30 protein-coding genes and 1 pseudogene are annotated in these 20,208 nt (G+C 58.3%); 14 read left to right on the top strand and 17 right to left on the bottom strand.

What is annotated here, in order from left to right; translation table 11 throughout:
* Window positions 1-113: 113 nt before the first annotated feature.
* From tnpA to FHT69_RS19040, 4 genes and pseudogenes are all read left to right on the top strand, one after another.
* Window positions 114-500 carry an IS66-like element accessory protein TnpA gene (gene tnpA, locus FHT69_RS19055; RefSeq protein ID WP_097630274.1) on the top strand — a complete coding sequence of 129 codons (387 nt, stop codon included), beginning with the start codon at window positions 114-116 and terminating at the stop codon, window positions 498-500.
* Window positions 497-850 (top strand): IS66 family insertion sequence element accessory protein TnpB, encoded by a 354-nt coding sequence (gene tnpB, locus FHT69_RS19050; RefSeq protein ID WP_183905806.1) that lies wholly within the window; start codon window positions 497-499, stop codon window positions 848-850. Before tnpA ends, tnpB begins: the two co-directional genes overlap by 4 nt.
* A 68-nt stretch (window positions 851-918) precedes the next feature.
* Window positions 919-2,463: pseudogene (tnpC, locus tag FHT69_RS19045) on the top strand (IS66 family transposase).
* Between the two features lie 83 nt (window positions 2,464-2,546).
* Entirely contained in the window at window positions 2,547-3,161 is a 615-nt protein-coding gene (locus FHT69_RS19040; protein WP_097630270.1) for a hypothetical protein, read from the top strand.
* A gap of 315 nt (window positions 3,162-3,476) precedes the next feature.
* Here FHT69_RS19040 and FHT69_RS19035 read toward each other — a convergent pair whose 3' ends face one another.
* Genes FHT69_RS19035 through FHT69_RS19025 form a run of 3 tightly spaced genes read right to left on the bottom strand, consistent with a single transcriptional unit; the run spans window position 3,477 to window position 5,360 of the window.
* Window positions 3,477-3,953, bottom strand: a complete 477-nt coding sequence (locus FHT69_RS19035) for a hypothetical protein (protein WP_183905805.1) — start codon at window positions 3,951-3,953, stop codon at window positions 3,477-3,479.
* A complete protein-coding gene (locus FHT69_RS19030; protein ID WP_183905804.1) occupies window positions 3,940-4,524 on the bottom strand; it encodes a hypothetical protein in 585 nt (194 codons plus the stop codon). The genes FHT69_RS19035 and FHT69_RS19030 overlap by 14 nt, the downstream gene beginning before the upstream one ends.
* A complete protein-coding gene (locus FHT69_RS19025) occupies window positions 4,521-5,360 on the bottom strand; it encodes a hypothetical protein (RefSeq protein ID WP_183905803.1) in 840 nt (279 codons plus the stop codon). Before FHT69_RS19025 ends, FHT69_RS19030 begins: the two co-directional genes overlap by 4 nt.
* Before the next feature lie 285 nt (window positions 5,361-5,645).
* On the opposite strand from FHT69_RS19025, the gene FHT69_RS19020 reads away from it, so the two are divergent.
* Complete coding sequence (locus FHT69_RS19020; RefSeq protein ID WP_018069182.1) at window positions 5,646-5,885, top strand: DUF982 domain-containing protein; 240 nt, start codon at window positions 5,646-5,648, stop codon at window positions 5,883-5,885.
* 26 nt (window positions 5,886-5,911) lie between these two features.
* On the opposite strand, the gene FHT69_RS19015 is transcribed toward FHT69_RS19020, so the two are convergent.
* From FHT69_RS19015 to FHT69_RS19000, 4 genes are all read right to left on the bottom strand, one after another.
* Entirely contained in the window at window positions 5,912-6,136 is a 225-nt protein-coding gene (locus FHT69_RS19015; protein WP_183905802.1) for a hypothetical protein, read from the bottom strand.
* A complete protein-coding gene (locus FHT69_RS19010; RefSeq protein WP_047614030.1) occupies window positions 6,133-6,372 on the bottom strand; it encodes a hypothetical protein in 240 nt (79 codons plus the stop codon). The genes FHT69_RS19015 and FHT69_RS19010 overlap by 4 nt, the downstream gene beginning before the upstream one ends.
* A gap of 11 nt (window positions 6,373-6,383) precedes the next feature.
* The gene (locus FHT69_RS19005; protein WP_097542798.1) at window positions 6,384-6,647 is read right to left on the bottom strand and encodes a hypothetical protein; all 264 of its coding nucleotides are present in this window, start codon (window positions 6,645-6,647) and stop codon (window positions 6,384-6,386) included.
* Window positions 6,648-7,517: 870 nt separating this feature from the next.
* Window positions 7,518-8,165, bottom strand: coding sequence for a S24 family peptidase (locus FHT69_RS19000; RefSeq protein WP_007627142.1), 648 nt, complete (start codon window positions 8,163-8,165; stop codon window positions 7,518-7,520).
* A gap of 139 nt (window positions 8,166-8,304) precedes the next feature.
* Between FHT69_RS19000 and FHT69_RS18995 the strand changes: the two genes are divergently transcribed.
* The 8 genes from FHT69_RS18995 (at window position 8,305) to FHT69_RS18960 (ending at window position 11,049) form a co-directional block, all read left to right on the top strand.
* Window positions 8,305-8,496 (top strand): hypothetical protein, encoded by a 192-nt coding sequence (locus tag FHT69_RS18995; RefSeq protein WP_047614454.1) that lies wholly within the window; start codon window positions 8,305-8,307, stop codon window positions 8,494-8,496.
* Window positions 8,493-8,678: a hypothetical protein gene (locus FHT69_RS18990; RefSeq protein ID WP_047614037.1), complete on the top strand. Its 186-nt coding sequence runs from the start codon at window positions 8,493-8,495 to the stop codon at window positions 8,676-8,678. Before FHT69_RS18995 ends, FHT69_RS18990 begins: the two co-directional genes overlap by 4 nt.
* A 236-nt stretch (window positions 8,679-8,914) precedes the next feature.
* Window positions 8,915-9,193 (top strand): sigma-70 family RNA polymerase sigma factor, encoded by a 279-nt coding sequence (locus FHT69_RS18985; RefSeq protein WP_183905801.1) that lies wholly within the window; start codon window positions 8,915-8,917, stop codon window positions 9,191-9,193.
* Between the two features lie 32 nt (window positions 9,194-9,225).
* Complete coding sequence (locus tag FHT69_RS18980; protein ID WP_097623288.1) at window positions 9,226-9,591, top strand: hypothetical protein; 366 nt, start codon at window positions 9,226-9,228, stop codon at window positions 9,589-9,591.
* Window positions 9,557-9,952 carry a hypothetical protein gene (locus tag FHT69_RS18975; RefSeq protein ID WP_183905875.1) on the top strand — a complete coding sequence of 132 codons (396 nt, stop codon included), beginning with the start codon at window positions 9,557-9,559 and terminating at the stop codon, window positions 9,950-9,952. Before FHT69_RS18980 ends, FHT69_RS18975 begins: the two co-directional genes overlap by 35 nt.
* Window positions 9,949-10,248, top strand: a complete 300-nt coding sequence (locus FHT69_RS18970) for a GcrA cell cycle regulator (RefSeq protein WP_097623287.1) — start codon at window positions 9,949-9,951, stop codon at window positions 10,246-10,248. The genes FHT69_RS18975 and FHT69_RS18970 overlap by 4 nt, the downstream gene beginning before the upstream one ends.
* On the top strand, window positions 10,245-10,442 hold the full coding sequence (locus tag FHT69_RS18965; protein ID WP_063476536.1) for a response regulator transcription factor: 198 nt from the start codon (window positions 10,245-10,247) through the stop codon (window positions 10,440-10,442). Before FHT69_RS18970 ends, FHT69_RS18965 begins: the two co-directional genes overlap by 4 nt.
* Window positions 10,443-10,455: 13 nt before the next feature.
* Window positions 10,456-11,049 carry a hypothetical protein gene (locus FHT69_RS18960; protein WP_183905800.1) on the top strand — a complete coding sequence of 198 codons (594 nt, stop codon included), beginning with the start codon at window positions 10,456-10,458 and terminating at the stop codon, window positions 11,047-11,049.
* A 451-nt stretch (window positions 11,050-11,500) separates the two neighbouring features.
* Here FHT69_RS18960 and FHT69_RS18955 read toward each other — a convergent pair whose 3' ends face one another.
* The 3 genes from FHT69_RS18955 to FHT69_RS18945 are packed head-to-tail and all read right to left on the bottom strand — an operon-like array spanning window position 11,501 to window position 13,436.
* On the bottom strand, window positions 11,501-11,974 hold the full coding sequence (locus FHT69_RS18955; RefSeq protein WP_183905799.1) for a hypothetical protein: 474 nt from the start codon (window positions 11,972-11,974) through the stop codon (window positions 11,501-11,503).
* 10 nt (window positions 11,975-11,984) lie between these two features.
* Window positions 11,985-13,124 carry a HigA family addiction module antitoxin gene (locus tag FHT69_RS18950; protein ID WP_183905798.1) on the bottom strand — a complete coding sequence of 380 codons (1,140 nt, stop codon included), beginning with the start codon at window positions 13,122-13,124 and terminating at the stop codon, window positions 11,985-11,987.
* 15 nt (window positions 13,125-13,139) lie between these two features.
* Window positions 13,140-13,436 carry a type II toxin-antitoxin system RelE/ParE family toxin gene (locus tag FHT69_RS18945; protein WP_183905797.1) on the bottom strand — a complete coding sequence of 99 codons (297 nt, stop codon included), beginning with the start codon at window positions 13,434-13,436 and terminating at the stop codon, window positions 13,140-13,142.
* Window positions 13,437-13,546: 110 nt separating this feature from the next.
* Here FHT69_RS18945 and FHT69_RS18940 point away from each other — a divergent pair, with 110 nt between their 5' ends.
* Window positions 13,547-14,425, top strand: coding sequence for a helix-turn-helix domain-containing protein (locus FHT69_RS18940; protein WP_183905796.1), 879 nt, complete (start codon window positions 13,547-13,549; stop codon window positions 14,423-14,425).
* 795 nt (window positions 14,426-15,220) lie between these two features.
* On the opposite strand, the gene FHT69_RS18935 is transcribed toward FHT69_RS18940, so the two are convergent.
* The 7 genes from FHT69_RS18935 to FHT69_RS18905 form a co-directional block, all read right to left on the bottom strand.
* Window positions 15,221-15,454, bottom strand: a complete 234-nt coding sequence (locus FHT69_RS18935) for a hypothetical protein (protein WP_063476538.1) — start codon at window positions 15,452-15,454, stop codon at window positions 15,221-15,223.
* Window positions 15,455-15,650: 196 nt separating this feature from the next.
* On the bottom strand, window positions 15,651-16,760 hold the full coding sequence (locus tag FHT69_RS18930) for a sulfite oxidase (RefSeq protein ID WP_183905795.1): 1,110 nt from the start codon (window positions 16,758-16,760) through the stop codon (window positions 15,651-15,653).
* A gap of 284 nt (window positions 16,761-17,044) precedes the next feature.
* A complete protein-coding gene (locus tag FHT69_RS18925; protein WP_132574062.1) occupies window positions 17,045-17,740 on the bottom strand; it encodes a class I SAM-dependent methyltransferase in 696 nt (231 codons plus the stop codon).
* Window positions 17,741-17,862: 122 nt separating this feature from the next.
* Complete coding sequence (locus FHT69_RS18920; protein WP_097595201.1) at window positions 17,863-18,213, bottom strand: hypothetical protein; 351 nt, start codon at window positions 18,211-18,213, stop codon at window positions 17,863-17,865.
* Window positions 18,200-18,838: a nitrile hydratase subunit beta gene (gene nthB / locus FHT69_RS18915; RefSeq protein WP_047614055.1), complete on the bottom strand. Its 639-nt coding sequence runs from the start codon at window positions 18,836-18,838 to the stop codon at window positions 18,200-18,202. The genes FHT69_RS18920 and nthB overlap by 14 nt, the downstream gene beginning before the upstream one ends.
* Complete coding sequence (gene nthA, locus FHT69_RS18910; RefSeq protein ID WP_047614057.1) at window positions 18,838-19,479, bottom strand: nitrile hydratase subunit alpha; 642 nt, start codon at window positions 19,477-19,479, stop codon at window positions 18,838-18,840. Before nthA ends, nthB begins: the two co-directional genes overlap by 1 nt.
* Window positions 19,480-19,723: 244 nt before the next feature.
* The gene (locus FHT69_RS18905; protein WP_047614059.1) at window positions 19,724-20,161 is read right to left on the bottom strand and encodes a copper resistance protein; all 438 of its coding nucleotides are present in this window, start codon (window positions 20,159-20,161) and stop codon (window positions 19,724-19,726) included.
* Window positions 20,162-20,208 lie beyond the last annotated feature (47 nt).

The following is a 20,208-nucleotide window of genomic DNA, read 5'->3' as shown; positions in this document are numbered from 1 at the left end:
TCAAGCGGAGGAATTTTCCGAGGGTGCATCGTAACCGGTGTTCCGATCCCACATTGTCCTCGCCGCCCTGATCTGTGATCGCCTTTCCATGGACGAGCAACGGGAGTTTCTCCATGGAGAATACATTGGAGGTTCTCACGACCAGGAAGTCTGGACGTGAGGTTCACCGGCAGTGGCCGGACGAGGTCAAGGCTCAGATCGTTTCGGAGAGCCTTCGGCCCGGCGCGATGGTGAATGAGGTCGCAGAGCGCCATGGCTTGAAGCCGAACCACCTTTCCACCTGGCGGACGATGGCGCGGCAGGGGAAATTGGTTCTGCCTGCACCTGAGGATGCGGTGGAATTCGCAGCAGTGATCGTCGATCCGCCCGTATCGGAACCGCCGACCAAAACGGTCAGTCGCCCCGAGGTCATCGTTGGCTCCGTCACTATCCGTCTGGAAGAGGGAGCGTCTGTTGACCGCATCGCCGCTGTCGCGCGTGCCTGCGCGGTTCCGGCATGATCTTTCCATCGAACCGAGTACGGATAATGGTGGCGACCAAGCCTGTCGACTTCCGCAAGGGCCACGATGGGTTGGCGGCGCTAGTCAAAAACGAGCTGCACAAGGACCCTTTTACAGGGACGGTCTTCGTCTTCCGGTCCCGGAAAACAGATCGATTAAAGCTGATCTACTGGGACGGCAGCGGTCTGGTGATGGCCTACAAGCGGCTGGAGGAACACACGTTCACCTGGCCGGGCATCAATGATGGTCTAATGACACTGGGCCACGCACAGTTCGAAGCGCTGTTTGCGGGCCTCGACTGGCGTCGGGTCCGTTCCGTGGAGACGAGAGCGCCGGATGCCATCGAATAGATGCGGCACGATGACTCGGGTGGCAAATTCCAACGGCGAAGCGACGTCGGTTTTGATAGACTTTCACCATGTTGGACGCCGCCGATCTTCCCGACGATATTGCTGCTCTGAAGGCGATGCTGATCGCGGCGCAAGCGCGTGAAGTTCGCAAGGATGAGCGGATCGAGCGGCTGGAGAAGTTGGTCGCTGCTTTCAAGCAGGCAGCCTTCGGTCGTAAATCCGAGAAGTCCGATCCCGAGCAATTCGATCTCGCGCTGGAAGACCTGGAAACGGCCATCGCCGCCGTCCATGCCGAAGACGAGGCCGATAGCCCTTCGGGTGAACCGTACCCCAAACCACGCGCTACCAATCGCGGCTCTCTTCCCGCCCACCTTCCTCGCGTCGAGGAGATCATCGAGCCGGAAAGCCTAATCTGCGCCTGCGGCGGAGGCCTGCATTGCATCGGCGAGGACGTATCCGAGCGGCTGGATGTCATTCCTGCACAGTTCCGTGTCATCGTCACCTGACGTCCCAAATATGCCTGCCGTGCCTGCACTGACTGCGTATCTCAGGCTCCAGCACCCGCCCGGCTGATCCACGCCGGGTTGCCGACAGAGGCGGCCATCGCTCATGTGCTGGTATCCAAGTATGCCGATCACCTACCGCTCTATCGGCAGGCCCAGATTATGAGCCGCCAGGGTATCGATCTCGACCGCTCAACACTCGCCGATTGGGTTGGCCGGGCGGCATTCGAGTTGCGCCCGGTCTTCAACGCTTTGATTGCCGATCTAAAGCGGTCGACAAAACTGTTCATGGACGAGACCCGTGCGCCGGTCCTCGATCCTGGCTCCCGCAAAACCAAGACCGGATACTTCTGGGCGCTGGCGCGTGATGACCGACCTTGGGGAGGAGGTGCGCCACCAGGTGTCACCTTCACCTATGCTCCCGGTCGCGGCGGCTTACATGCCGAGCGGATACTGCAAGGATTCACCGGCATCCTGCAGGTGGACGGCTATGCCGGATATAATCGGCTGATCGCACCGGATCGTGTCGGCCCGAACATTCAGCTCGCCTATTGTTGGGCCCATGCTCGACGCAAGCTGGTCGAGATCACCCGCACTGGCTCAGCGCCTATTGCTGAGGAAGGCGTGAATCGGATCGGTGAACTCTATCGCATCGAGGCTGAGTTACGTGGTCTTTCCGCTGAAGCTCGCTTCGCCGGGCGGCAGGAACGATCAGCGCCGTTGATTGCGGACATGCGAACCTGGCTCACTCAGCATCGTGCCCGTGTCGCTGGCAAATCGCCGCTCGGCGAAGCGCTCGCTTACATCGCCAAATATTGGGAGGGCCTCTGCATCTTCCTGACCGACGGTCGGATCGAGATCGACAACAACAGCGTCGAGAGAACTATTCGGCCGATAGCACTTAATCGAAAGAATGCTCTTTTCGCCGGGCATGACGTGGGCGCGGAGAATTGGGCTACCATTGCCTCGCTGATCGAGACCTGCAAGCTCAATGCCATCGATCCATTCGCATATCTGGCCAGCACACTCACCGCCATCGTCAACGGTCACAAACAGCGCCGGATCAATGAGCTCTTGCCTTGGAGCTTCAGTAGCAAGCACACCCCGTGATGCTCAGGGGCCATTGCGAAAGCCCGTCATGCGTGCCAGATATTTTCCCATGTGTTCAGTCGTATTGATTTGAGATTGGTACCATGATCGTTACGGAAGAGGTGTTTTCGCGCTTTCGCGATAAAGGAAGGGTGCCGGTACGCAGTCTGCCGTCGAGCCTCTTTTCGCAGACAGGCGATCTCTTTTTCAAGAATGACGCCGCCCCGCTGTCCCAATTTCCGAGCGAGGTCCGCGAGGTTATACACGTGGTGCCCGTCTTAGCATTCTTGCAGACCGTCCCTCCACTTTCGGATGAACGTGAATGGATCGCGTTGCACCATCAATGTGGCGGATATCACTGTTTGGAGGTCGCGATGGTTGCGACAATTCTCACACCGAATGTGACGATCAAAGACAAGCTCGACCAAATCGGAAAGCAGTTCTACTTCGCACAACACGGAAACCTTGAGCCAGGCAACATGTTGGCGTCCTCTATTTCAGCATATTCGACAGCACTAAGCGCAATCGGCCTTGATTGCGAGTGCACATGGCGAAGGCTTTCAGAAGGGCTCTACCCTATCGATTGCACTCAGGAAAATCTCAACAAGGTCGCTTCCGATGCGCCCTCCCTAGATATGCTGGCAGATTGGCAGGGATTTACCCGGGTGCGGTACAGCACGGACCCAATCATCCTATTGCTGGCAAGCAATAGCGACTGATTGGCCGTCTCACGCGCTAGTGTGAACAGCACACCGCTCACGGTGCATCTGCGTCGCATGACTCAAGTTCGATGCGTTGCCTGTTGGGGTGGGTGAATGGAAGCGGCAGGGCTTCGATCATATGTCACCCAAAGTCGGTCAAATCATATGGGCTCAGATGAAGAGGGTGATGGGAAGCCTGAAGGGCGCTTAGGCTTCCGTCAGTTCTCCACCGGCAGGGGACGATCGCCGGCCGCGGCCGCCCGCTCAACAGTTGAAGCCTACGTACGCCGCGCCAACCGCTTCACCGGTCATGAAAACAAAAGATTCCTATAATTACCAGCGTACCACATTTCGGTTTAACTGGTTTATCAGATCTTCACGAAGCTTTTTGACTTCAGCCTTACCCATTGAGGTCCGCACTACGGCGTGGGAAGTGAAGCCAACCTTGCCATCATCAAGAACAGCCGCTCCGTTCTTCATTAGCCAGTCTACCAAAACTGTAGCGTGGCCAAACACTTCACGAGGTACGCCACTATTTTTCGGGCGCGCTGCTATCTGGCCTATTGTGCTCTTGAGCTCATCTACGGAAGAAATCCCAATAAGCCTTGCTACCGATAGTCCGCTAGAATCTCCGCACAAGTCGACATGAGCTTGAGCTTTGAGCACATCAGTTTTGAGAGCTTCCTTGGTTATCTTTCCCGTAGTCTTGTCGATCAGATCAGGGGAATACAAACCTAGTGCAATGAACTCAGAAGATTGAACTGGCCCAGGAGACAAGGGACAGCGACGTCCATCATCAACCGTTGTCATCCTCGACACCAAGGACTTTAAGAAGCTGATGATTTTTACTGATATCGCTCTTATCGAAAGGCTCGTCAGAAAAAATCTCCTTGTGTGCATCACGATGAAACCAACTGATCATACCGTCTCCGCTGAAGCCGACCTCTGTGAAGCGTTTCGCGGCTCGCCACTCGAAATTGATCTCACCGTCACCTGGCGAATAGGTGCTTTGGGGCAAACAGCCAGAATTACTCAAGAAGGCAAGAAATAACTTTGCCTCCGAGACCGCCTCAGCATTAGGGGCCACCCCATCGTCGCCGTCCCAATCCACGGCACGCTGAGAGAATCGATCGATTTCTTTCACAAGACCCTTGAGCGACCTCAGATGAGCGATGTGCAGTACATTTGCGCGTGTAGGGATGTCTAAAAAATCTTCTATGGAGGACTCCGATAAAGCAGGAGCCGACCAGCCATATCGATCTTCGCGCATAGCCAATGCTGTCGGAGCCTCCGTCAGGAAACCCCAGAACGAGGCGTCATCACCTTGGCTGACTGCGGCTCCAAAATAGTCCGAATGAACGGCGGCAGTTACCGGCTTCATCTTACGAAGTTCTCTGCTGAGAGTTTAATTTCGGATGCGAGTTGCGAATTGATGATATTTCCTAGCATCGCTTTGAGTTCATCATGAGCTAGATCTGCTGCGGCAATACACTCATCTGCTTCCCCGAAATAGGGAGAGGGATGGGCTGTAACCAAGCAAAGAGTATAGATTCGACAAAGAGATTCTACACTTGGCGGGATCAATGGTCCTCCATCATTATTAACGAAGTCTGAAATAGACATAATATCGACGTTAGCGTTCAGCAACATCCTTTTGTTTCCGGAATTCTTGAAGAAGCCAACATGCGAATGCCAAGACCCGTCCGCTCCAGCGAACAGCGGAGGTATAAGGAGGGAGTTACCAGACAGGAAGTCGGAGCCATCCGCTTCTTTCCGAACAAACCGATCCCAATACTCAAATCGAACACCCTGCACGCTCGAAACATCTTCGTGAACGAAGCGGATGGCCTCCTGAAGACAAGTTTTCAGGCGAAGAAATATTTCTGCCCAACTGTCATAAATCCTGACATCGAAAGCTAAGTGGTCAGACGCACAAATTGCTGCATATTCGACACTGCCATTTTCAGAAAGCTTTCTAAAAGATTTGGCGGCATTGGACGGCTGCTCGGGCACAAATTGCGTGCCCCCATCAGGCGTAGCGAGTATCCGAACTTGAGGAGTTTGAATGCTGACGATATCGGTCATGCCGAGGCTCTCGGCTGCCGAGCGGATAATTTCGGAAGCTCGATGATGCGCCTTTGCTGGAAGCGTTTCGAACTCGAATTTGATGTGCGCCCTGTCTATAGCGTGATCTGGATTGGCTGGCGTCCAGGGCATCTAATGGGATCCTGCGAGGGTAGTGCTCATGACTCACCGTAATGTGGTAGTTAGTTGGATCATGTCAACTGGCAAGGTGAATAGCTAGACATCTCAAGTGCTCGCTAGCGTAATGATCGTGACGTTGACGGTAGGCGAGCCAAGATGAGGCTTGATCGCTCGGCTACTTTGCCGGTGAGCAGGTATTCTCTGATCAACAAATAACACGCACGGCATGTCCCTCAACCGGAACGAGTCCCGCGGTGATTCGTTGAGTCGCGTATTTCCAGCGTGAGGGGATGCATCATGAGCAGGCGACGACGGTTCAAGCCGGTGAAGATCACCATCAATGGCAAGGTGAGGACGGTCTATAATGTTGTTCAGGCCGGTAACACCTTGCTGAATGACTGGCCCGAGCAGACGCCGGCGGCGAAGGCGGCCGAACGTCTTGTGCTTGACGTGTTCAACGATGCCGCCGGGCCCGAGCAGGTGCGGCGCGCATTCATTACCGCGGCGAAGGCGAGCGACATCAAGTTCAGCTCCTGACCGGCGGTGTCGGCAAGAGCCCTGGCTCACTTCCATGACACCTGTTCCTGGTATCGCAGATCCCGGGTTTTGAACTGTGTCTCCATCCAGCCGGCCGAGATGATCGCCGCGAGGAAACCGAAGGCGAGGCAGGCGATCGCCTGGGTCCGCCACGAGACGAAGCTGAGCGGCGCCGGGGTGACGGGCTTTTGCGCGCAGTCGCCGGGCGGGCAGGCGCAGCCGGAAAAGGCCTTGATCAGGCAATCGCTCATGATGCGCCGCCTTTCACCGTATCGATGGCGGCGAGGATTTTCTGGTGAAGCGGGCAGCCGTGATCGTCGCTGCCGTCGAAAAAGCGTTCGGCCTCCACCAGCGCCTCCAGGAGATCGGGCGCCCCGGCGGTGAAACGGGCCGTGGCGCCGGTCTTTTCGGTTGCTCCGGCCCGTCGGGCGGCGGGACGGGAAGGGCGCTCGGTCGATGGTTCGGATGTGGGATTGGCGGCAGACATCTCCGTTCCCCTCAGGCGTAAAGCTGATCGGTGTCGGTGATGCCCATGATCTCGCGGGCATAGCGGTAGTGTTCCTCGACGCTGGCCGCAGCGCCGCGCAGCCAGGATGGGCCGCGGATCGAATGTTCGGGACGGCGCAGGAAGGCAAAGCCGAGGGCGCCCATGCGCTGGGCCTCGTTGGCCATATAGGCGCGGCAGTCGCCCATCGTGCGCGCCGCATTCCAGCGGGCGTCCCGCTTGCTTTCCTCGGTCTCGATCTTGCGAATGTGCTGCATCGCCTGTCCTCTCGCGCCTCTGGTCGGCTTCTGAGATTAAGGTATTTATTATACCCGATCGCGTCAACGGAAAAAGGTATAAAAAATACCTATTGGATTGACGAGGTACGAATCGTAGGCGTATGTGTGTCGCCAGTGATTGGGCGACCGGGTGCAACTCCCGAGCTGACGAAGCCCAGCGGCGCGGGAAGCGAAAGTCCTTAAGTGCGCTGTCAGAAAATCAGGACGAGGGCGAAGCGAATGGCCCCTCTGGCACGTGTCCCATCCCGGCTCCGGCCTTCAGGACTTGGCCAATGCTCTCCCGGCTTCATGGGCTTTGCTCATGGGGTAGGGGGAAGCTTTGGCCGGAACCCTCCCTCACCAGCCTTCAGGAACCTTCTCCTCCTAAGCTGAAGAGAGAGGAATGAGAACTGAAGTTGGAGTATGAAGCTACGAGAAAAAAGAGGCGGGCCACGCGCAGCGAAATCGAAATCACCGACGAGGTGATCGAGGCAGGCCTGGCATCACCGAATTCTACGATCCGTGGGAGGAGACGCTGCCGAAGGACATGTTTCCCGCCGCCATCCGGTCCATCCTGGTGGCGGTGTCGCGGGTGGTGCGTAAACGGCATCCGGAGCTTCCGCAATTTGTGCTTTCGGAGGATGCATCGGTCCGATATCCCTCGTGATCACAGCTGGGGATCGGCGGGCTTCGGAGCGAAATCCTACAGGCCGTACATCTCCCGCGCGCGCTGTATGCCAGGAGAAACACCGCCGCCGTGACGATGTAGAACCAGATTCTGCCGGCGCGAGATGAAGGACGGATCGTTCTGTTTTTCCTATTGAATTTGATTGCTTCGCGGCATCGTTTCCGCGCCTTGCGCTCTCATCCCTACATCTCGATGATCGATCGGCGGACGCGGCCGACGATGGTGACGGCGCCCTGGAATTCCGGCGGCGGCACGTCCTCGTAGGAGGCGGGCTGGAAGGGCGGGTTGTCGTTCGGGCGATAGCGCTTGTAGGTCGCGGCGCCCGTTTCGTCGGCGACGACATAAAGCGCGTTCGGCGCCAGGCGCTTGTCGCGCAGATTGACGAAGATGATCGAGCCCGGCGGCGAGATCTTGTTCATCGAATTGCCCTCGACCTCGAGCGCGATCCATTCGCCATCGGGCAGATCGAGGGCGGCGACCGTCGGGAATTCCGAGAAGTCGGTGATCGGCGCCTGCTCGCTGAGCTGGCCGGCGCTGACCCAGGAGATCTTCGGCACATCGGCGACGGAGACCGGCAGCTCATCCGGATCGAGCGCATTGCCGGTGCCGAACTGCAGCCAGTTGAGATTGACCTTGAAAGCGCGGGCATACTTCTTCGCATCGGCGATGCCGAAGCCGTTGCGGCCGGATTCATGCGCCTTGTAGACATTCGCATTCCAGCCGAACCGATCGACGATCGCCTTCGGCCCGGCAAAGCCAGCATTCTTCCTGGCCATGACGAGGCGCTTTGCGCGTTCTTCGCGTTCAAATTGTTCCTGATCTTTCAACATGATATAAAAAATACCCTAAATTAAGGTACATGTCATGCCCTAATGTGCTTGACATATCGGGTATTAATTGTACCCTAATCGCCATGACAAACACCGACATCATCAACAACGTTTCAGCCTTTCGGACTGGAGGGGCGCCATGAGGTTCACCATTTCCTCGGAGGATAGGCTCGCCATGGACGTCGTGCCGACCGGCGTCGTCATTCACCGGCCGCAGGGGCCAAGGGGAGGGCGGATGTCCGCGATACCAGTTCGCAACGAGGATATCCCCTTCCTCGCCAAGGCCCTGCAGCAGGTGCTGAACGCCAACCGGGAGGTGGAGTCGCTGTGACCATCTCCACCCCGCCCGCCCGCTACACCGGCTGCCCGAATTGCGGCAAGGCGCTGTCGATCGCCGAGGTGATCGAGCGCCACTGCGAGACTTGCAGCCGGCCGACCAGCCCGAAAGAGCTGCGGGAGATCGCCCCCGGCGCTCTTCCGATCCCCGATCCCGACAGCCTCACTCCTCCCTGACGGCTATCGGTGGCTGGCGTCGTTGCCCTCCCTCGGCGACGCCGGCATCCCGGGCGCGACGATGTCGTGCCCGCCGGGCGCGCTCGTGCCCGACCCAGGCGGCGGCCTGGCAGACGACCGGAGCTTTTGCTCCGCAACAGAGCCGGGCTCCGGTCGTCATCCGTGAAAAATCAAAGACGTTGGCAGCACCCGCTTCGGCGGGAACGGCGAACCGCGTTCGAAAGAAGGATCAAGCGATGAGCTTCCAGCTCAAGGCCGCCCCGGCGCAGCAAGGCACCCACATGAACGCGCTCGAGCTCTTCCGCTCCGGCCGGGACTATATCGAAATCGCTGCCATCCTCGGCACGGCGGTGCCGTCTGTCGAAACCGAGATCCACACGCTTCGAAGCGCCGAGAAGGGCGACACCACGCAGCAGGACCATGCCGGCGCGGAGATTCGCCGCCTTCCCCGCCGCCCCCTCAAGCCGGGCACGCCGGTCAATTTCGCCGGCGGCCGACGGCGGCTGCGGGTTTGAGGCCGGCCATCTCAATCGGGAAAGGACATCGCATGGCGAAGGACACAATGAACCAGGAGATCATGGACATCCTCAGCCCGGTGCTGGGGGAGGAGCTGGCAGCGGCGATCATCGAGCATCGCAAACGCACGCTGAAGAAGCCGCTGACGGTTTATGCGGCGAGGATGCAGGCGCGGGAATATCTGGCGACCGGCGACCCGGTCGGCGCCGCCGAGATGCAGATCTTCCGCGGCTGGCAGGCGATCAAATGCGACTGGTACCTCAAGGAGAAGGCGAGGGAAGCCGGGTCGATCAACAGCAGTACGAGAAGGACGACAGTGGATGCCGCAAGAGATTTCCTCTCCGGTGAAGATCATAGCTGGGATGCTTTCGGGTTTCCCGGCATCCGCAGGCACTGATCCCGACATGCAGATCCGCGCCTATCTCGTCGCGATCGAGGGCATTCCGCTGGAGGCGGTCTGGCAGGCGGCCAAACTCTTCATCTGCGGAAAGGTCCGGGATCATAACCGCGCCTTCGCTCCGAGCTGCGCCAGTTTCGCCGAGCAATGCCGCCATCAGCAGGCGGCGATCGAGGCGGAGAGCCGCCCGCGCATGGAGGCCGAGCCGGAGAGGCCGCAGCCGAAGGTCGCCGCCTACAAGATGCAGCTGCTGCGCGACGCCGCCAATGGCAGCCGCAACGCCAAGCGGGAGCTCGCCAGGATGTTCCCCGACAACCCGATCATTGCAAGGGCCGCACGACATGAGGAGGCATTGAGGTGACCATCACATTCTGGACGGAAGACAAGATCGTCAAGGCGGAAAAACTCTGGAAGGAAGGGCTGTCGGCCAGAGAAATCGCCGTCATGTTCGGCTCGAAGAAGAACACCGTCATCAACATGGCATCCCGCAACCGCGACAGGTTTCCCTCCCGGCAGGACGCCTGGCATCCGCAGCCGAAGGCGGGCCCGCCCGTCCAGCCGATCCGCCACCCCGACCGCGTGACGCGGGTGACCATATCAGGCGCCCATGTGACGATGCCGCGCGTGCCCTGCATCGATGGCTATGCAGAGCCATGAGCAAGGTCACCCCACGCGAAACCGAAATCATCCGCTGGATGGCGGCGGGCAAGACGGCAGCCGAGATCGGCACCATTCTCGGCATCTCCCACATCACGGTGAATACGCACATATCAAACGCCAAGGCGCGGCTCGGCGTCTTCAAGGATACGGCGCTGGTCGCCGCGGCACTCAGAAACGGCATCATTCGATAGAAGGACGATCAGCATGGGCGGCAAAGCCACCAAGGTGAAGACAGGACGGGTCAACAAGGGCGCCGGCCGGCCGCGCAAGGAGAATGTCGAGCGTTTTCCCTGCGGCAAGATCAAGCCCTTCGAAACCGAGAAGGAGAATATCAGCGTGGCGATATCGGCCCGCCGCCGCATCCACGGCTTTGACAGGACGGTGGCCGACGAGACGGTCAAGAGCCCCTTTGCCGGCTATACCCTCGGCCGCATCTTCCTCGACGGCCTGATCACCGCCGAACAGCGCCAGGCCGGCGACGACTATGCCGAGGCAATCGCCCGCTACCACAAGACCACAGGCATCCCGGCCCCCAGCCCGAGGGCGCAATCGCTCTTTGCCGTCAAGGGCCACGAAGGCGAGGTGACCGACACCCACGCCGACCGCGCCCGCAAGGCCAGCAACCGCATGATGGCCCTGCAGGGCATCCTGCTGCGCTGCCCTGATGGACCGCAGGTCAGGAGCACGGTCTATAATGTCACGGTGATGGACTACGACCATTTGCGGCAGATGCCGCCGCAGCAGCTGCTGTGGTTGCGGCGGGGGTTGACGGCGTTGCGCGGGGCGAGGGTTATGTGAGCTAGGAATTTACCGGGTACCGTGTGATATTTGGCAAATGGCTAGCAGGGACGAATTCGAGATAAAACTGACTTGTCCTCAATGCGGAAATTCCGGAACTGCGCTCGTTTCCGAGAACGACTACGCATTCATGCGCCATCCCGGCTTCATGATCGATAGTTTTCCAGAGGGAATGTCGCTAGAAAAATATTCAAATTATCGGCAGGAAACGCTCGTCAGATGCAAATGCGGCGAGGTGTTTCATGCCTAGCCATCCTAAACGCCCTCGCGACCCGAACCAGTTAGCCAAGGTCATTGTGGATTTGGCAACGGGAGAAGCCCAAGATAAGGAGCCACTTGCCAGCGCGAGAAAACGTGGCTTGAAGGGCGGGGCGTCGCGGGCGAAATCTCTAACGCCTGTGCAAAGGTCAGAAATCGCTCGAATAGCAGCATCCGCTAGATGGAAGAAGAGCTAAGCGACTTTCTTTTCATCCCAATTGCGACGCTCTTCTACGTCATCCCGGAAATCAAGCAGCATCGGAATTGGGGGCTGATCAGCCTTCATCGCATTATATGCCTCGACGTCCGTGGCCAATTGCACGCAGTCACCGACGATTTGCTCGCGTCTTTGTATGAACGCTTTCTGCATGTGCCCGCGTGGGGCATCTGTCATCATCGCCCAGAACGTGTATTGAACTCCTGCCTTGGAGACACGCACCGCGTGATTTACGCGGAAGCGCCGGCCCTCGGCATCGGTTGCATACTCTTCGCGAAGGGCATCCGCCATATCAGCAGACAATTTTGCAAACGGGTCCACTTCAGGCATGGAGATCATTCCCCGCTCCACGCCCCACTGTACGGCCTCCCTGGTCGTGGCAGGGAGCGAGCCGTGCTCCTTCTCATACGCATGCCATGCTTTTTGCAGCTGTTCTTTGTAACTGGCCATAGTGCCTTCCTCAAAGTGATACGCTTGCGGGAACACCCCAGCCGTCTGTGACGGCGCTATCCATGATGTGATGACGGACCTTCACTTTATACTTGGTGAGCCAGTCATACCGATTCATTTTGCGTTGTAGATGGCCAACGACGATCCCAGGATGTCGCTGTATTCGCCTTGCAAATCCCAACATGTCTTTTTCGGAGATGTAGGGGAACTTTCTAATATAGAACGACTCAAGCTGGTCTTGTGGAACGCAGGTCTCGGCGGCTGCTATATTGGCAACCCGCTCGACCTTTGGTAGGTCATCGCCAGTGCCACCTTTTTCACCATCGAGATCATCAACACTTTGATCTTCCAGATTTCCTTGGCCGTCTCGGTTTAATACGTGTTCACATTCATGCCGCAAGACGAACCAAAAATTATCAATTCTATCATGTCTGATCGTCATCCCTATCGTAGGAGACTTCTCGTCCAACCAGAAACAAACCCCATCGATGTTTGCCTTTGGGAGGGTTTCGACCACCGCAAATCGGATTCCACAATCTGCCAAAAGCCTAGGCACATGTCGGGCCTCTTCAGGATCGACCATTAGGCGCGGCATGAGAGCAACAAAGTCGCGAAGCTTATTCTCGGAGTAAGATGCTACAATCATTTCCGACGCAATCTGACGGACCCGAAATAGCCACGCGATCTGTTCCGGTGTAGTGGTCGTATAGTCAGTATTCTTTCTCGCCGCATGCGCCATATAGGGAACGTCAGACAGGGAATTCTTGCCAAAGAACCGCAGCATCTGGGCTTCTAGAAGCCCAATGTCAGTATCAGCCAGCCAACCTCTCTTTATCATTTCGCGCACAGGGTAAGAGCTTTGCAGAAGGGCTCTCTTCTCGATGGCCGGGTCAGGTTCACGTGCGTTCGACATTTCAAACGCCTTCTGCAAATTAGCGAAGTACTCGGCAGAAACATCGAATGCCTTCCCCAGCGCTTTCGCCATTTCAGGGCTAATCCCGCGCTTTCCAGACGTGATCAGATTTACGGCCTGTTCATGAATGCCCAAAATATATGCCAGATCGCGCTGCGACCAGCTACGCGCCTCTAGCTCTTCGCGAATGAACTCTCCGGGATGGGGCACATCGGATAGACTTGAAGCAAAATTCATGTGTCGTGCCCTCCTTTAATGGGTGTCGCCGATTTCAGTGATAGTAATGACTGGAGGCTTCTCATCCCCCGACAAGCTGAAGACGATCCGGTACTGATCGTTGATACGGATCTGCCTCAAATCTTCTTTGTCACCTTGCAGTTTCTTGTAGTTCAAGCTCTTGAGGTTCCTCAGATCGCGTTCGTCAGTTGCGGCTTCCAATTGAATAATCCTGTTCCTTGCCGTCTTTATCACGGCAAATGGAAGCCCTAGCTTGTGGGCTTCATCTGTGCAGATGCGCATGAGGCTTTTGTCCGCGAACTCTATCTTCATGCGGAATCATACTAAATCACCTCCCAGATGATGTAAATAGTCGACTGAACGCAATGCGTTAAACTGACACTTATGCTTGGATAAAATCAGGAGTTTGATATATTCAGGTCATGAACAAGCTCGATAAGAAAACCCGCTCTCAAATCCTTGACATGCTGTGTGAAGGGCAGTCGATCCGCGGGATCACACGTGTCATGGGGATGAGTAAAAATACGATTGCCAAGCTCTTGGTTGATGCAGGCAAAGTGTGTGCTGAGTACCACGATCAGACTATACGAGGTATCCATACGAGCCGCATTCAATGCGATGAAATCTGGTCGTTCGCTTACAGCAAGGAAAAGAATGTGAAGGATGCCGAGTCGGCGCTGGAATGGGCTGGCGACACATGGACTTGGACGGCGCTTGATGTTGATAGCAAGCTGATCGTGTCCTATCTCGTCGGTGGCCGCGATGCTGAGTATGGCGCGGCTTTCATGGAAGATCTTGTTTCCCGCATCGCCAATCGAATCCAACTTACGACCGATGGCCACAAGGCCTATCTTGAAGCTGTCGAAGCAGCCTTTGGCGCCGATATCGACTACACGATGTTGGTCAAGATTTATGGCCCGCCCCCGAAGCATGGCGTGAGCGTTCGTCCATCCTTCGATGAATGCATTGGCGCAAAGAAGATACTGATCATCGGCAATCCCGACCAGACGTTTGCAAACAAGTCTTCCGTCGAGCGCCAGAGCCTAACCATGCATATGCGTCGGTCAAAGCGCTTCCCCAATGCCTTTTCAAAGAAAGTTGAAAACCACGCCTATGCGGTCGCTTTGCATTTCATGCATTACAATTTCGTCCGCATTCATAAATCGCTGCGGATGACGCCTGCGATGGCCGCCGGTATTACTGACAAGCTATGGGAAGTTAGCGACATTGTTGCGCTGATCGAAGCAAATGAAGCGCGGCGCGCGACCCTCTCAAGAAGTGGAGCGCCTAATGCCATGTGAAGCGGCCCCTGTGGCCGCAGTCGGCGGGTCGGCTGCGCGTCGATCCCCGCTTCCGCAGAAAAGTCGGGCTAATCCGTTGAAGCCACCATATCCCATCCGCCATCGCTGTTTTTGCTCCAAAGCTCACCCCACCCTCCGTCGTCCTCGGGCTTGACCCGAGGATCCACGCTCGGCCTCCATCAGCAGCGGCGTGGAGACACGGATGGGAGCGGGGCGGGGGGCATGCTGCGACATCTCGATTCCCTCTTCTCCCCAGCGGGGGTCCGAAGGACGAGTTGAGACCGGTGGCTCGACCCAGGCAAAGGTGCCCGTAGGGCGGATGAGGGGACCGGCGAAGCCGGTCTTTCAACAACGTCCATGCGGGCTTCGGCCGCGACGGCATTGTCTCGACCGTGTTCAGGGTGCTGGGGCACGGCGTCGCAGGACAGGTTGTTTTGGGAGGGTGTGCTATGTGGCCCCCTCATCCGCCTGCCGGCACCTTCTCCCCGAGGGGAGAAGAGACTTGCGGCAGCCTCTCCGTTCCCATCGGCCTCACGACGGTAGAGACCAGTGGCTCGATCCCGGTAAGGCTAGAGCAGATCCTGCGATCGATGAATCGATTGTGAGTGACAGCGCTGATTCAAGATCCACTTTGGAGAGATGGATGATGGCACGCGTCTTGAGCGATGATCTTTGATTGCGGGTGTTGAAACATGGGAGCCAGGTACCTCGACGTGACCTTCCGCGTCCGACGCCAATGCGTGGTGTCGGGCCCCACGGAGGGTGATTACAGCCGTCTGCCTTGATGGGAAGGCTTCACGAGGCTGAGAATGTCACCATGACACCGCGCTGCCGAAAGTAGGCCTGCATTCGCTTCCTGCCAGACCGGTTATTCTGCACGAGCCTGGCCGGGTCGAATACGGCCTCTTTTAAACCCGCCCGCGTCAACGCCGCCTTGAGAGTGGCGATATGCGCGTCGATTTCGGCGTTATCAGCCTGGAGCGACTCATAAATGCGGTTTGTTGCATCGGCTACGGTCGGTTCGCTCACTTTGCACTCCTGTTGTCTGTCTGGCTGGCCTGACCGTATTGGGGTGAAACCGGTTCACGTCAATGGGTGATAGTGAATTGGAAGATCTCGTCCGCTTTCGAAGATGAAGCACAGAAGCAGCCCTGCCATCGGGGTTTGCCGTCGAAGCGTCACGGCAACAAAGCGCCAAAAGCCGCCATTCCGCCCCAGCGGGTGATCAGATCACGAATTCCTCCTGGTACGTCTGTGGCTCGGGAACGACCGTAACCTCCACCGGAATGATCCAATTGGCCGCGTAGCTCTCGCAGTCGGAACGCTGGAGCTCGGGCTGCACGCTCCCCGCCCCATCGACAGCGCGACATCGCAGTGTATATCGCCCCACTTCTTCAGGGGTCCACATGTACTCCCACAAGCGCCATGCAAAGGGACGTTCTGTTTCGAGGAGCCTTCCCTCGCGCCAGCCCCTGCCATCTCCGGTGCAGACCTGCACCTGCCGGATAGGAGCCTCTCCGCTCCAGGCGGCTCCAAAAATCCGGTACGGTTGGCCGGCGATGAGCTGCGCCCCCTGGACCGGACGCGCGATCTGCGCTTTGACCTCCATCTCCGCAAGGGGGACCAGCCTGGGTTCCCCGAGGTTGCGCTCCCAGCGGAAATAGTCGCGCGCCTGCCAGTAGCCAAGGAACGGTTGCTCCACAACCGTGATATCCGTGATCCACTTGACCCAAGCCATGCCGAACCAGCCACCCGCGACCGCGCGCAGCGGGTAGCCGTGATCGCGCGTCAACGGCGCCTCGTTCATCGAATAGGCAAGGATCGTGCTGTCAGCGATGGCCTTCTCAAGCGGTAAACTGCGCGCAAAAGCGATGGGGCCGGGAGAAGCCGTTTTCTTGTTCGTGTCGACGACGCCGCTGTCGGCGCCTGCGAGCAGAACCTCACATGCGGTTGGCTTAACGCCCGCCATTTCCAAAATCTCGCGCAGAAGAACACCTGTCCACGCGGCATTGCCGACGGCTCCGTTCTGCCACTGCAACCCCTCCTTCGGCGGCTCATAATAGACGCGCCCGTTCCCTGCACACTCGACGACGGCTGATAAAGTCGTGCTCCGCATCGCCTTGATGCTGTCGAGGTCAAGTTCGATCGGCCGCTCCACCGCCCCGCCAACGCGCAATCTCCAGTCTCGCGCATCGAGGTCCGGCGACGGGAAATGGTTTCGCACGAAGAACTGCTCGGTCGGGATCAGCCAATCGGAGAGCGACGCAAACGGAAACTCGATATTCGGTGGGGATTTCTGTCGAACTATCAGACTGGGTTGCTGTGGTGTCGGCATCGTCCTCGTCTCCCCTTTGAACGTCGGCTCTCGGTCGCGCAAATTCGGGTGCGATCACACCGCCCCTCGCAGTGCGTCTGTCGCATTCCGCCTTCGGGCCGCATCCTAACACATAGCACGTTCCTTGGATCGACCTCGAACGGCAGCAAAGGGCGGTAAAGCAGCCTTATCCTTCGATACGCAAGCCGCCGTCTGGCGGTGCTATTTCAAAGGCAGGGATAGCTCCGCGACCTCGGAACACCACGCCCGAGAGAGTCAACAGACCCCGGTACCAGCGCCCGTCGTCACGCTTTCACCACCGAGAAGAACAGGAACCGCGGCTTGGTCGTCAGGCTCTGGTAGGCCTGCGGAAAAAGCGTGCGGGCTTGCGGGTCGGGCTGGGGCTCGCTGACGATGTCGATCTGAAATCCGGCCGACTTCAGCGCCTCGAACATGGCGTGCAGCGGCCGATGCCAGAAGCGCATGGCGATCTCCCTTCCGCCGCGCTGCCAGGTCTCATCGAAGCTGTAGGTCTCGAAATAATTGTCGCGGCCGGTCGAGGCGTGATCCATGAAGGGATGGTGCGTGGAAAAAACCAGGCGACCGCCTGCCGCGAGCAGCCGGTTGAATTCCGAAAGCGGCCTCGACCAGTCGGGCAGATAATGCAGGACGAGCGAGGCAAGGATCAGGTCGAAAGCCTTGTCCCCGAATGGCAAGGGCTCGTTGAGATCAGCGGTCAGCAGGCGCGCGCGCCCTTCCAGGCGACGTTGCGCGATATCAAGCATGCCGGCACTTGCGTCGATCCCGGTCACAACAGCCCCGCGTTCGATCAGCGCTGCCGCATGCGCCCCGCCGCCGCATCCGGCATCGAGCACGGAAAGCCCGGCGACGTCGCCAACCAGGGCAAGAATAGCCGGCCGCTCGTAATAGGCATTCCAGGCATTGACCTCGTTATCGGCGTCATAAGCCGCCGCGAACGCATCATAATCATTCTCGGCCAAGATTTTCCCCTTTTCAGAGACTGTTCGAGGATGCCTGAGGGGCAGGAGTTTGCCCGATCGAGCTGTATAGTCAGAGTTCGCTGCGTCGGCAAAGTTTGAACTCAGGTCTCGGCCTCGGTGCATTAGCCTGGGAGCGCCACCGGCCTGCCATGAGGCGTGCTGAGATAGGCTTGACGCCATGCGCTCTCGCGCCGATCCACTTCCGAATAAGACGCTATTCCGGTACGATCGAGAACAAGTTCGAGGGCCGCCTTGAACGCCCCGTAATAGGTCGCATCGTCGTCGGTCTCGCCAGCGCGTGCGCGCTTTTCGAGCTCCGCGCCCAGGGTTTGCGACCAGTCCTCCGGGTCCAGTTTTCCCGAAGCGAGCAGCAGTTCGACAATCGCGACGACTTGCGCATGCCATTGCTCCTGGAAGGCGGGATTTCGGTCGCGAGATCGAAGAGAAGCACGGGAAATCTCAGGCCGGGTCAAGGTAGCTCTCCCACATGTCGATCAGCAGCACGTCGCGGCTGTCAGCCGCTTCGGGCCAAAGCTCCTTCATATCGAAGCGAACCGCGTAGGTCTGCTCGATGGAAATTCTGCCGGTCGCGGAAAGATCCGGCAGAGGCTGCGGCCCTGTCACGCTTTCGACGATACCGCGGCGCCCTCGCACGTAGGATGGCAAACGGGTGTGCATCGAACCGCTGTCTCGCTTGGCGAGGACCTTGTCGCCGGGTTTGAAGGAATCAATGGTTTTCGCGCTCTCTGCCTGCGGCGGCATATGGCGCAACTGCATCGTCGCAGACCTTGCATGCCCGTCCACGAATTCCTGGACATCTGCAATGCCTTCATCGATCGCCGTGACCATCATTGCCAGCATCCACTTTTCGAAATAGTCGAAGCGGAGATAGAGGTCGGGCGGCAACCGTTCCAGAACGTGGCGATACCAGTCGAGCGTCCATCCGGTTTCTTCCTGGCTGAGTTTCGACATCGACATCATCGCAATCGCCCAGACACGTGCTTTCCATTCTTCAGGAAACATGCGCTGGTCATCATCGAACTGGTGTAAAACCGGCCCAAATCCCTGTCTGCCGCCGAGATCGTGGATAGTATCCATCAACTGGCCCTCGGTGCGAGATCCCTGGCCGTGCCGATCATCGAGTTGCGGGTGACGAGCGTGGCAAGCTGCTGTTCCGACCAGCCTTCGGTCCCGTCGGGCCGCTGCGGAATGACCATGTAACGACGATCGGATGTTGAATCCCATACCCTGATTTCTACGGATTCCGGCAACACGATGCCGAACTCCTGCAGGACGCCACGAGGATTGCGGACGGCACGCGCCCTGTACTCGGTCGATTTATACCAGGAAGGCGACATGCCGAGGATGCCGAGCGGATAGCAGGAGCACAGGGTGCAGACGATCAGGTTGTGAACATCCGGCGTGTTGAAGACTGCGCGCAGATTGTAGTCCGGCTCGACGCTTGGCACCACCTCTGCAAAAGCAGAGATCGCATTCCCCGCCAGCCGATCGGCGAAGGCTTGATCCGTCCAGGCATGTGCAATCACCTTGGCGCCGTTCATCGGCCCGACATTCTCTGAATAGTTGTCGAGCCACATGTCGACAGCATCGGCACCGAGAAAGCCCTTTTCGGTCAGAACCGTTTCCAGGGCCTTCAGACGCAACGCCGGTGCCGGCGGAAGGTGGCTATGCAATTCGCGATGAAGTTTGGCGGCCTTGTCAGAGTCATACGAGGTCATGGCGCTCCCCCTGGCTGACAATCATTTCCGGCGTCAAGTAGTAGCGCAAAAAGCGCGTTTTGTCATGTCTGCGGCAGGCCGTCCGCCATCAGAGGCCTGCAAATCGGACGGGCCGCGCCAAGAGGGAATCGCTATGCCGGCGAATGAGGCGGGAGCGGTTCCTTCATCGTCCGGCGCTGGCCTTTCCTGCGGTTCGCTGCTCGGCGGCGAGAGCTGTTCGCCGCCGAGCGGGCAGTCGCACGCCCTACGGCGTAACCGTCAGCCTGGCTTGCATCCCGGCTTCGTAGTGGCCCTTCATGTTGCAGAAGAGCAGGTAGGTCCCCGGCGTCAGCCTGGCGTTCAGCTTGCCGCTGGCGCCTGGTTTCAGATCGGAAACCTCGCCCAGGCTTTTCAGCTTCGATTCATCGATGCGATTCTTGGTGGCGTTGACCGGGATGGGCAGGTCCGGAGATTTCAGGCGAACGACGACCATTTCATGCTGCTCGGTCATCGCATCGTTGTGGACTGCGAAGGTCGCGGGGCCGGCTTTCACCGTTGGCGGGTCGAGCTTCAGCGACATCGCCCCGCCGCCCTCTCCATCTTCCGTGACATTGATCACGGTGGCGGCAAAGCTTGTTCCGGCCGAGCAGGCGAGAATGGCAGCTCCGGCAAGCAGGGGCAGCAATCTGGCACGTGGTTTCATCGTTGGTCTCCGTCTGTGGTGGGTGAGGGCGCTGAGCGGCGTGCTCA

It is taken from the genome of Rhizobium sp. BK008, assembly GCF_014197345.1.
Classification (GTDB): domain Bacteria; phylum Pseudomonadota; class Alphaproteobacteria; order Rhizobiales; family Rhizobiaceae; genus Rhizobium; species Rhizobium anhuiense.
This window is presented reverse-complemented; position numbering and strand designations above follow the sequence as displayed.

What these genes read in the sequence shown, in the direction of transcription:
- tnpA (WP_097630274.1), top strand. Translation starts at nt 114, where the DNA reads ATGGAGAATACATTGGAGGTTCTCACGACCAGGAAGTCTGGACGTGAG.
- tnpB (WP_183905806.1), top strand. Translation starts at nt 497, where the DNA reads ATGATCTTTCCATCGAACCGAGTACGGATAATGGTGGCGACCAAGCCT.
- FHT69_RS19040 (WP_097630270.1), top strand. Translation starts at nt 2,547, where the DNA reads ATGATCGTTACGGAAGAGGTGTTTTCGCGCTTTCGCGATAAAGGAAGG.
- FHT69_RS19035 (WP_183905805.1), bottom strand. Translation starts at nt 3,953, where the DNA reads ATGACAACGGTTGATGATGGACGTCGCTGTCCCTTGTCTCCTGGGCCA.
- FHT69_RS19030 (WP_183905804.1), bottom strand. Translation starts at nt 4,524, where the DNA reads ATGAAGCCGGTAACTGCCGCCGTTCATTCGGACTATTTTGGAGCCGCA.
- FHT69_RS19025 (WP_183905803.1), bottom strand. Translation starts at nt 5,360, where the DNA reads ATGCCCTGGACGCCAGCCAATCCAGATCACGCTATAGACAGGGCGCAC.
- FHT69_RS19020 (WP_018069182.1), top strand. Translation starts at nt 5,646, where the DNA reads ATGAGCAGGCGACGACGGTTCAAGCCGGTGAAGATCACCATCAATGGC.
- FHT69_RS19015 (WP_183905802.1), bottom strand. Translation starts at nt 6,136, where the DNA reads ATGAGCGATTGCCTGATCAAGGCCTTTTCCGGCTGCGCCTGCCCGCCC.
- FHT69_RS19010 (WP_047614030.1), bottom strand. Translation starts at nt 6,372, where the DNA reads ATGTCTGCCGCCAATCCCACATCCGAACCATCGACCGAGCGCCCTTCC.
- FHT69_RS19005 (WP_097542798.1), bottom strand. Translation starts at nt 6,647, where the DNA reads ATGCAGCACATTCGCAAGATCGAGACCGAGGAAAGCAAGCGGGACGCC.
- FHT69_RS19000 (WP_007627142.1), bottom strand. Translation starts at nt 8,165, where the DNA reads ATGTTGAAAGATCAGGAACAATTTGAACGCGAAGAACGCGCAAAGCGC.
- FHT69_RS18995 (WP_047614454.1), top strand. Translation starts at nt 8,305, where the DNA reads ATGAGGTTCACCATTTCCTCGGAGGATAGGCTCGCCATGGACGTCGTG.
- FHT69_RS18985 (WP_183905801.1), top strand. Translation starts at nt 8,915, where the DNA reads ATGAGCTTCCAGCTCAAGGCCGCCCCGGCGCAGCAAGGCACCCACATG.
- FHT69_RS18980 (WP_097623288.1), top strand. Translation starts at nt 9,226, where the DNA reads ATGGCGAAGGACACAATGAACCAGGAGATCATGGACATCCTCAGCCCG.
- FHT69_RS18975 (WP_183905875.1), top strand. Translation starts at nt 9,557, where the DNA reads ATGCTTTCGGGTTTCCCGGCATCCGCAGGCACTGATCCCGACATGCAG.
- FHT69_RS18965 (WP_063476536.1), top strand. Translation starts at nt 10,245, where the DNA reads ATGAGCAAGGTCACCCCACGCGAAACCGAAATCATCCGCTGGATGGCG.
- FHT69_RS18960 (WP_183905800.1), top strand. Translation starts at nt 10,456, where the DNA reads ATGGGCGGCAAAGCCACCAAGGTGAAGACAGGACGGGTCAACAAGGGC.
- FHT69_RS18955 (WP_183905799.1), bottom strand. Translation starts at nt 11,974, where the DNA reads ATGGCCAGTTACAAAGAACAGCTGCAAAAAGCATGGCATGCGTATGAG.
- FHT69_RS18950 (WP_183905798.1), bottom strand. Translation starts at nt 13,124, where the DNA reads ATGAATTTTGCTTCAAGTCTATCCGATGTGCCCCATCCCGGAGAGTTC.
- FHT69_RS18945 (WP_183905797.1), bottom strand. Translation starts at nt 13,436, where the DNA reads ATGAAGATAGAGTTCGCGGACAAAAGCCTCATGCGCATCTGCACAGAT.
- FHT69_RS18940 (WP_183905796.1), top strand. Translation starts at nt 13,547, where the DNA reads ATGAACAAGCTCGATAAGAAAACCCGCTCTCAAATCCTTGACATGCTG.
- FHT69_RS18930 (WP_183905795.1), bottom strand. Translation starts at nt 16,760, where the DNA reads ATGCCGACACCACAGCAACCCAGTCTGATAGTTCGACAGAAATCCCCA.
- nthB (WP_047614055.1), bottom strand. Translation starts at nt 18,838, where the DNA reads ATGGATACTATCCACGATCTCGGCGGCAGACAGGGATTTGGGCCGGTT.
- nthA (WP_047614057.1), bottom strand. Translation starts at nt 19,479, where the DNA reads ATGACCTCGTATGACTCTGACAAGGCCGCCAAACTTCATCGCGAATTG.
- FHT69_RS18905 (WP_047614059.1), bottom strand. Translation starts at nt 20,161, where the DNA reads ATGAAACCACGTGCCAGATTGCTGCCCCTGCTTGCCGGAGCTGCCATT.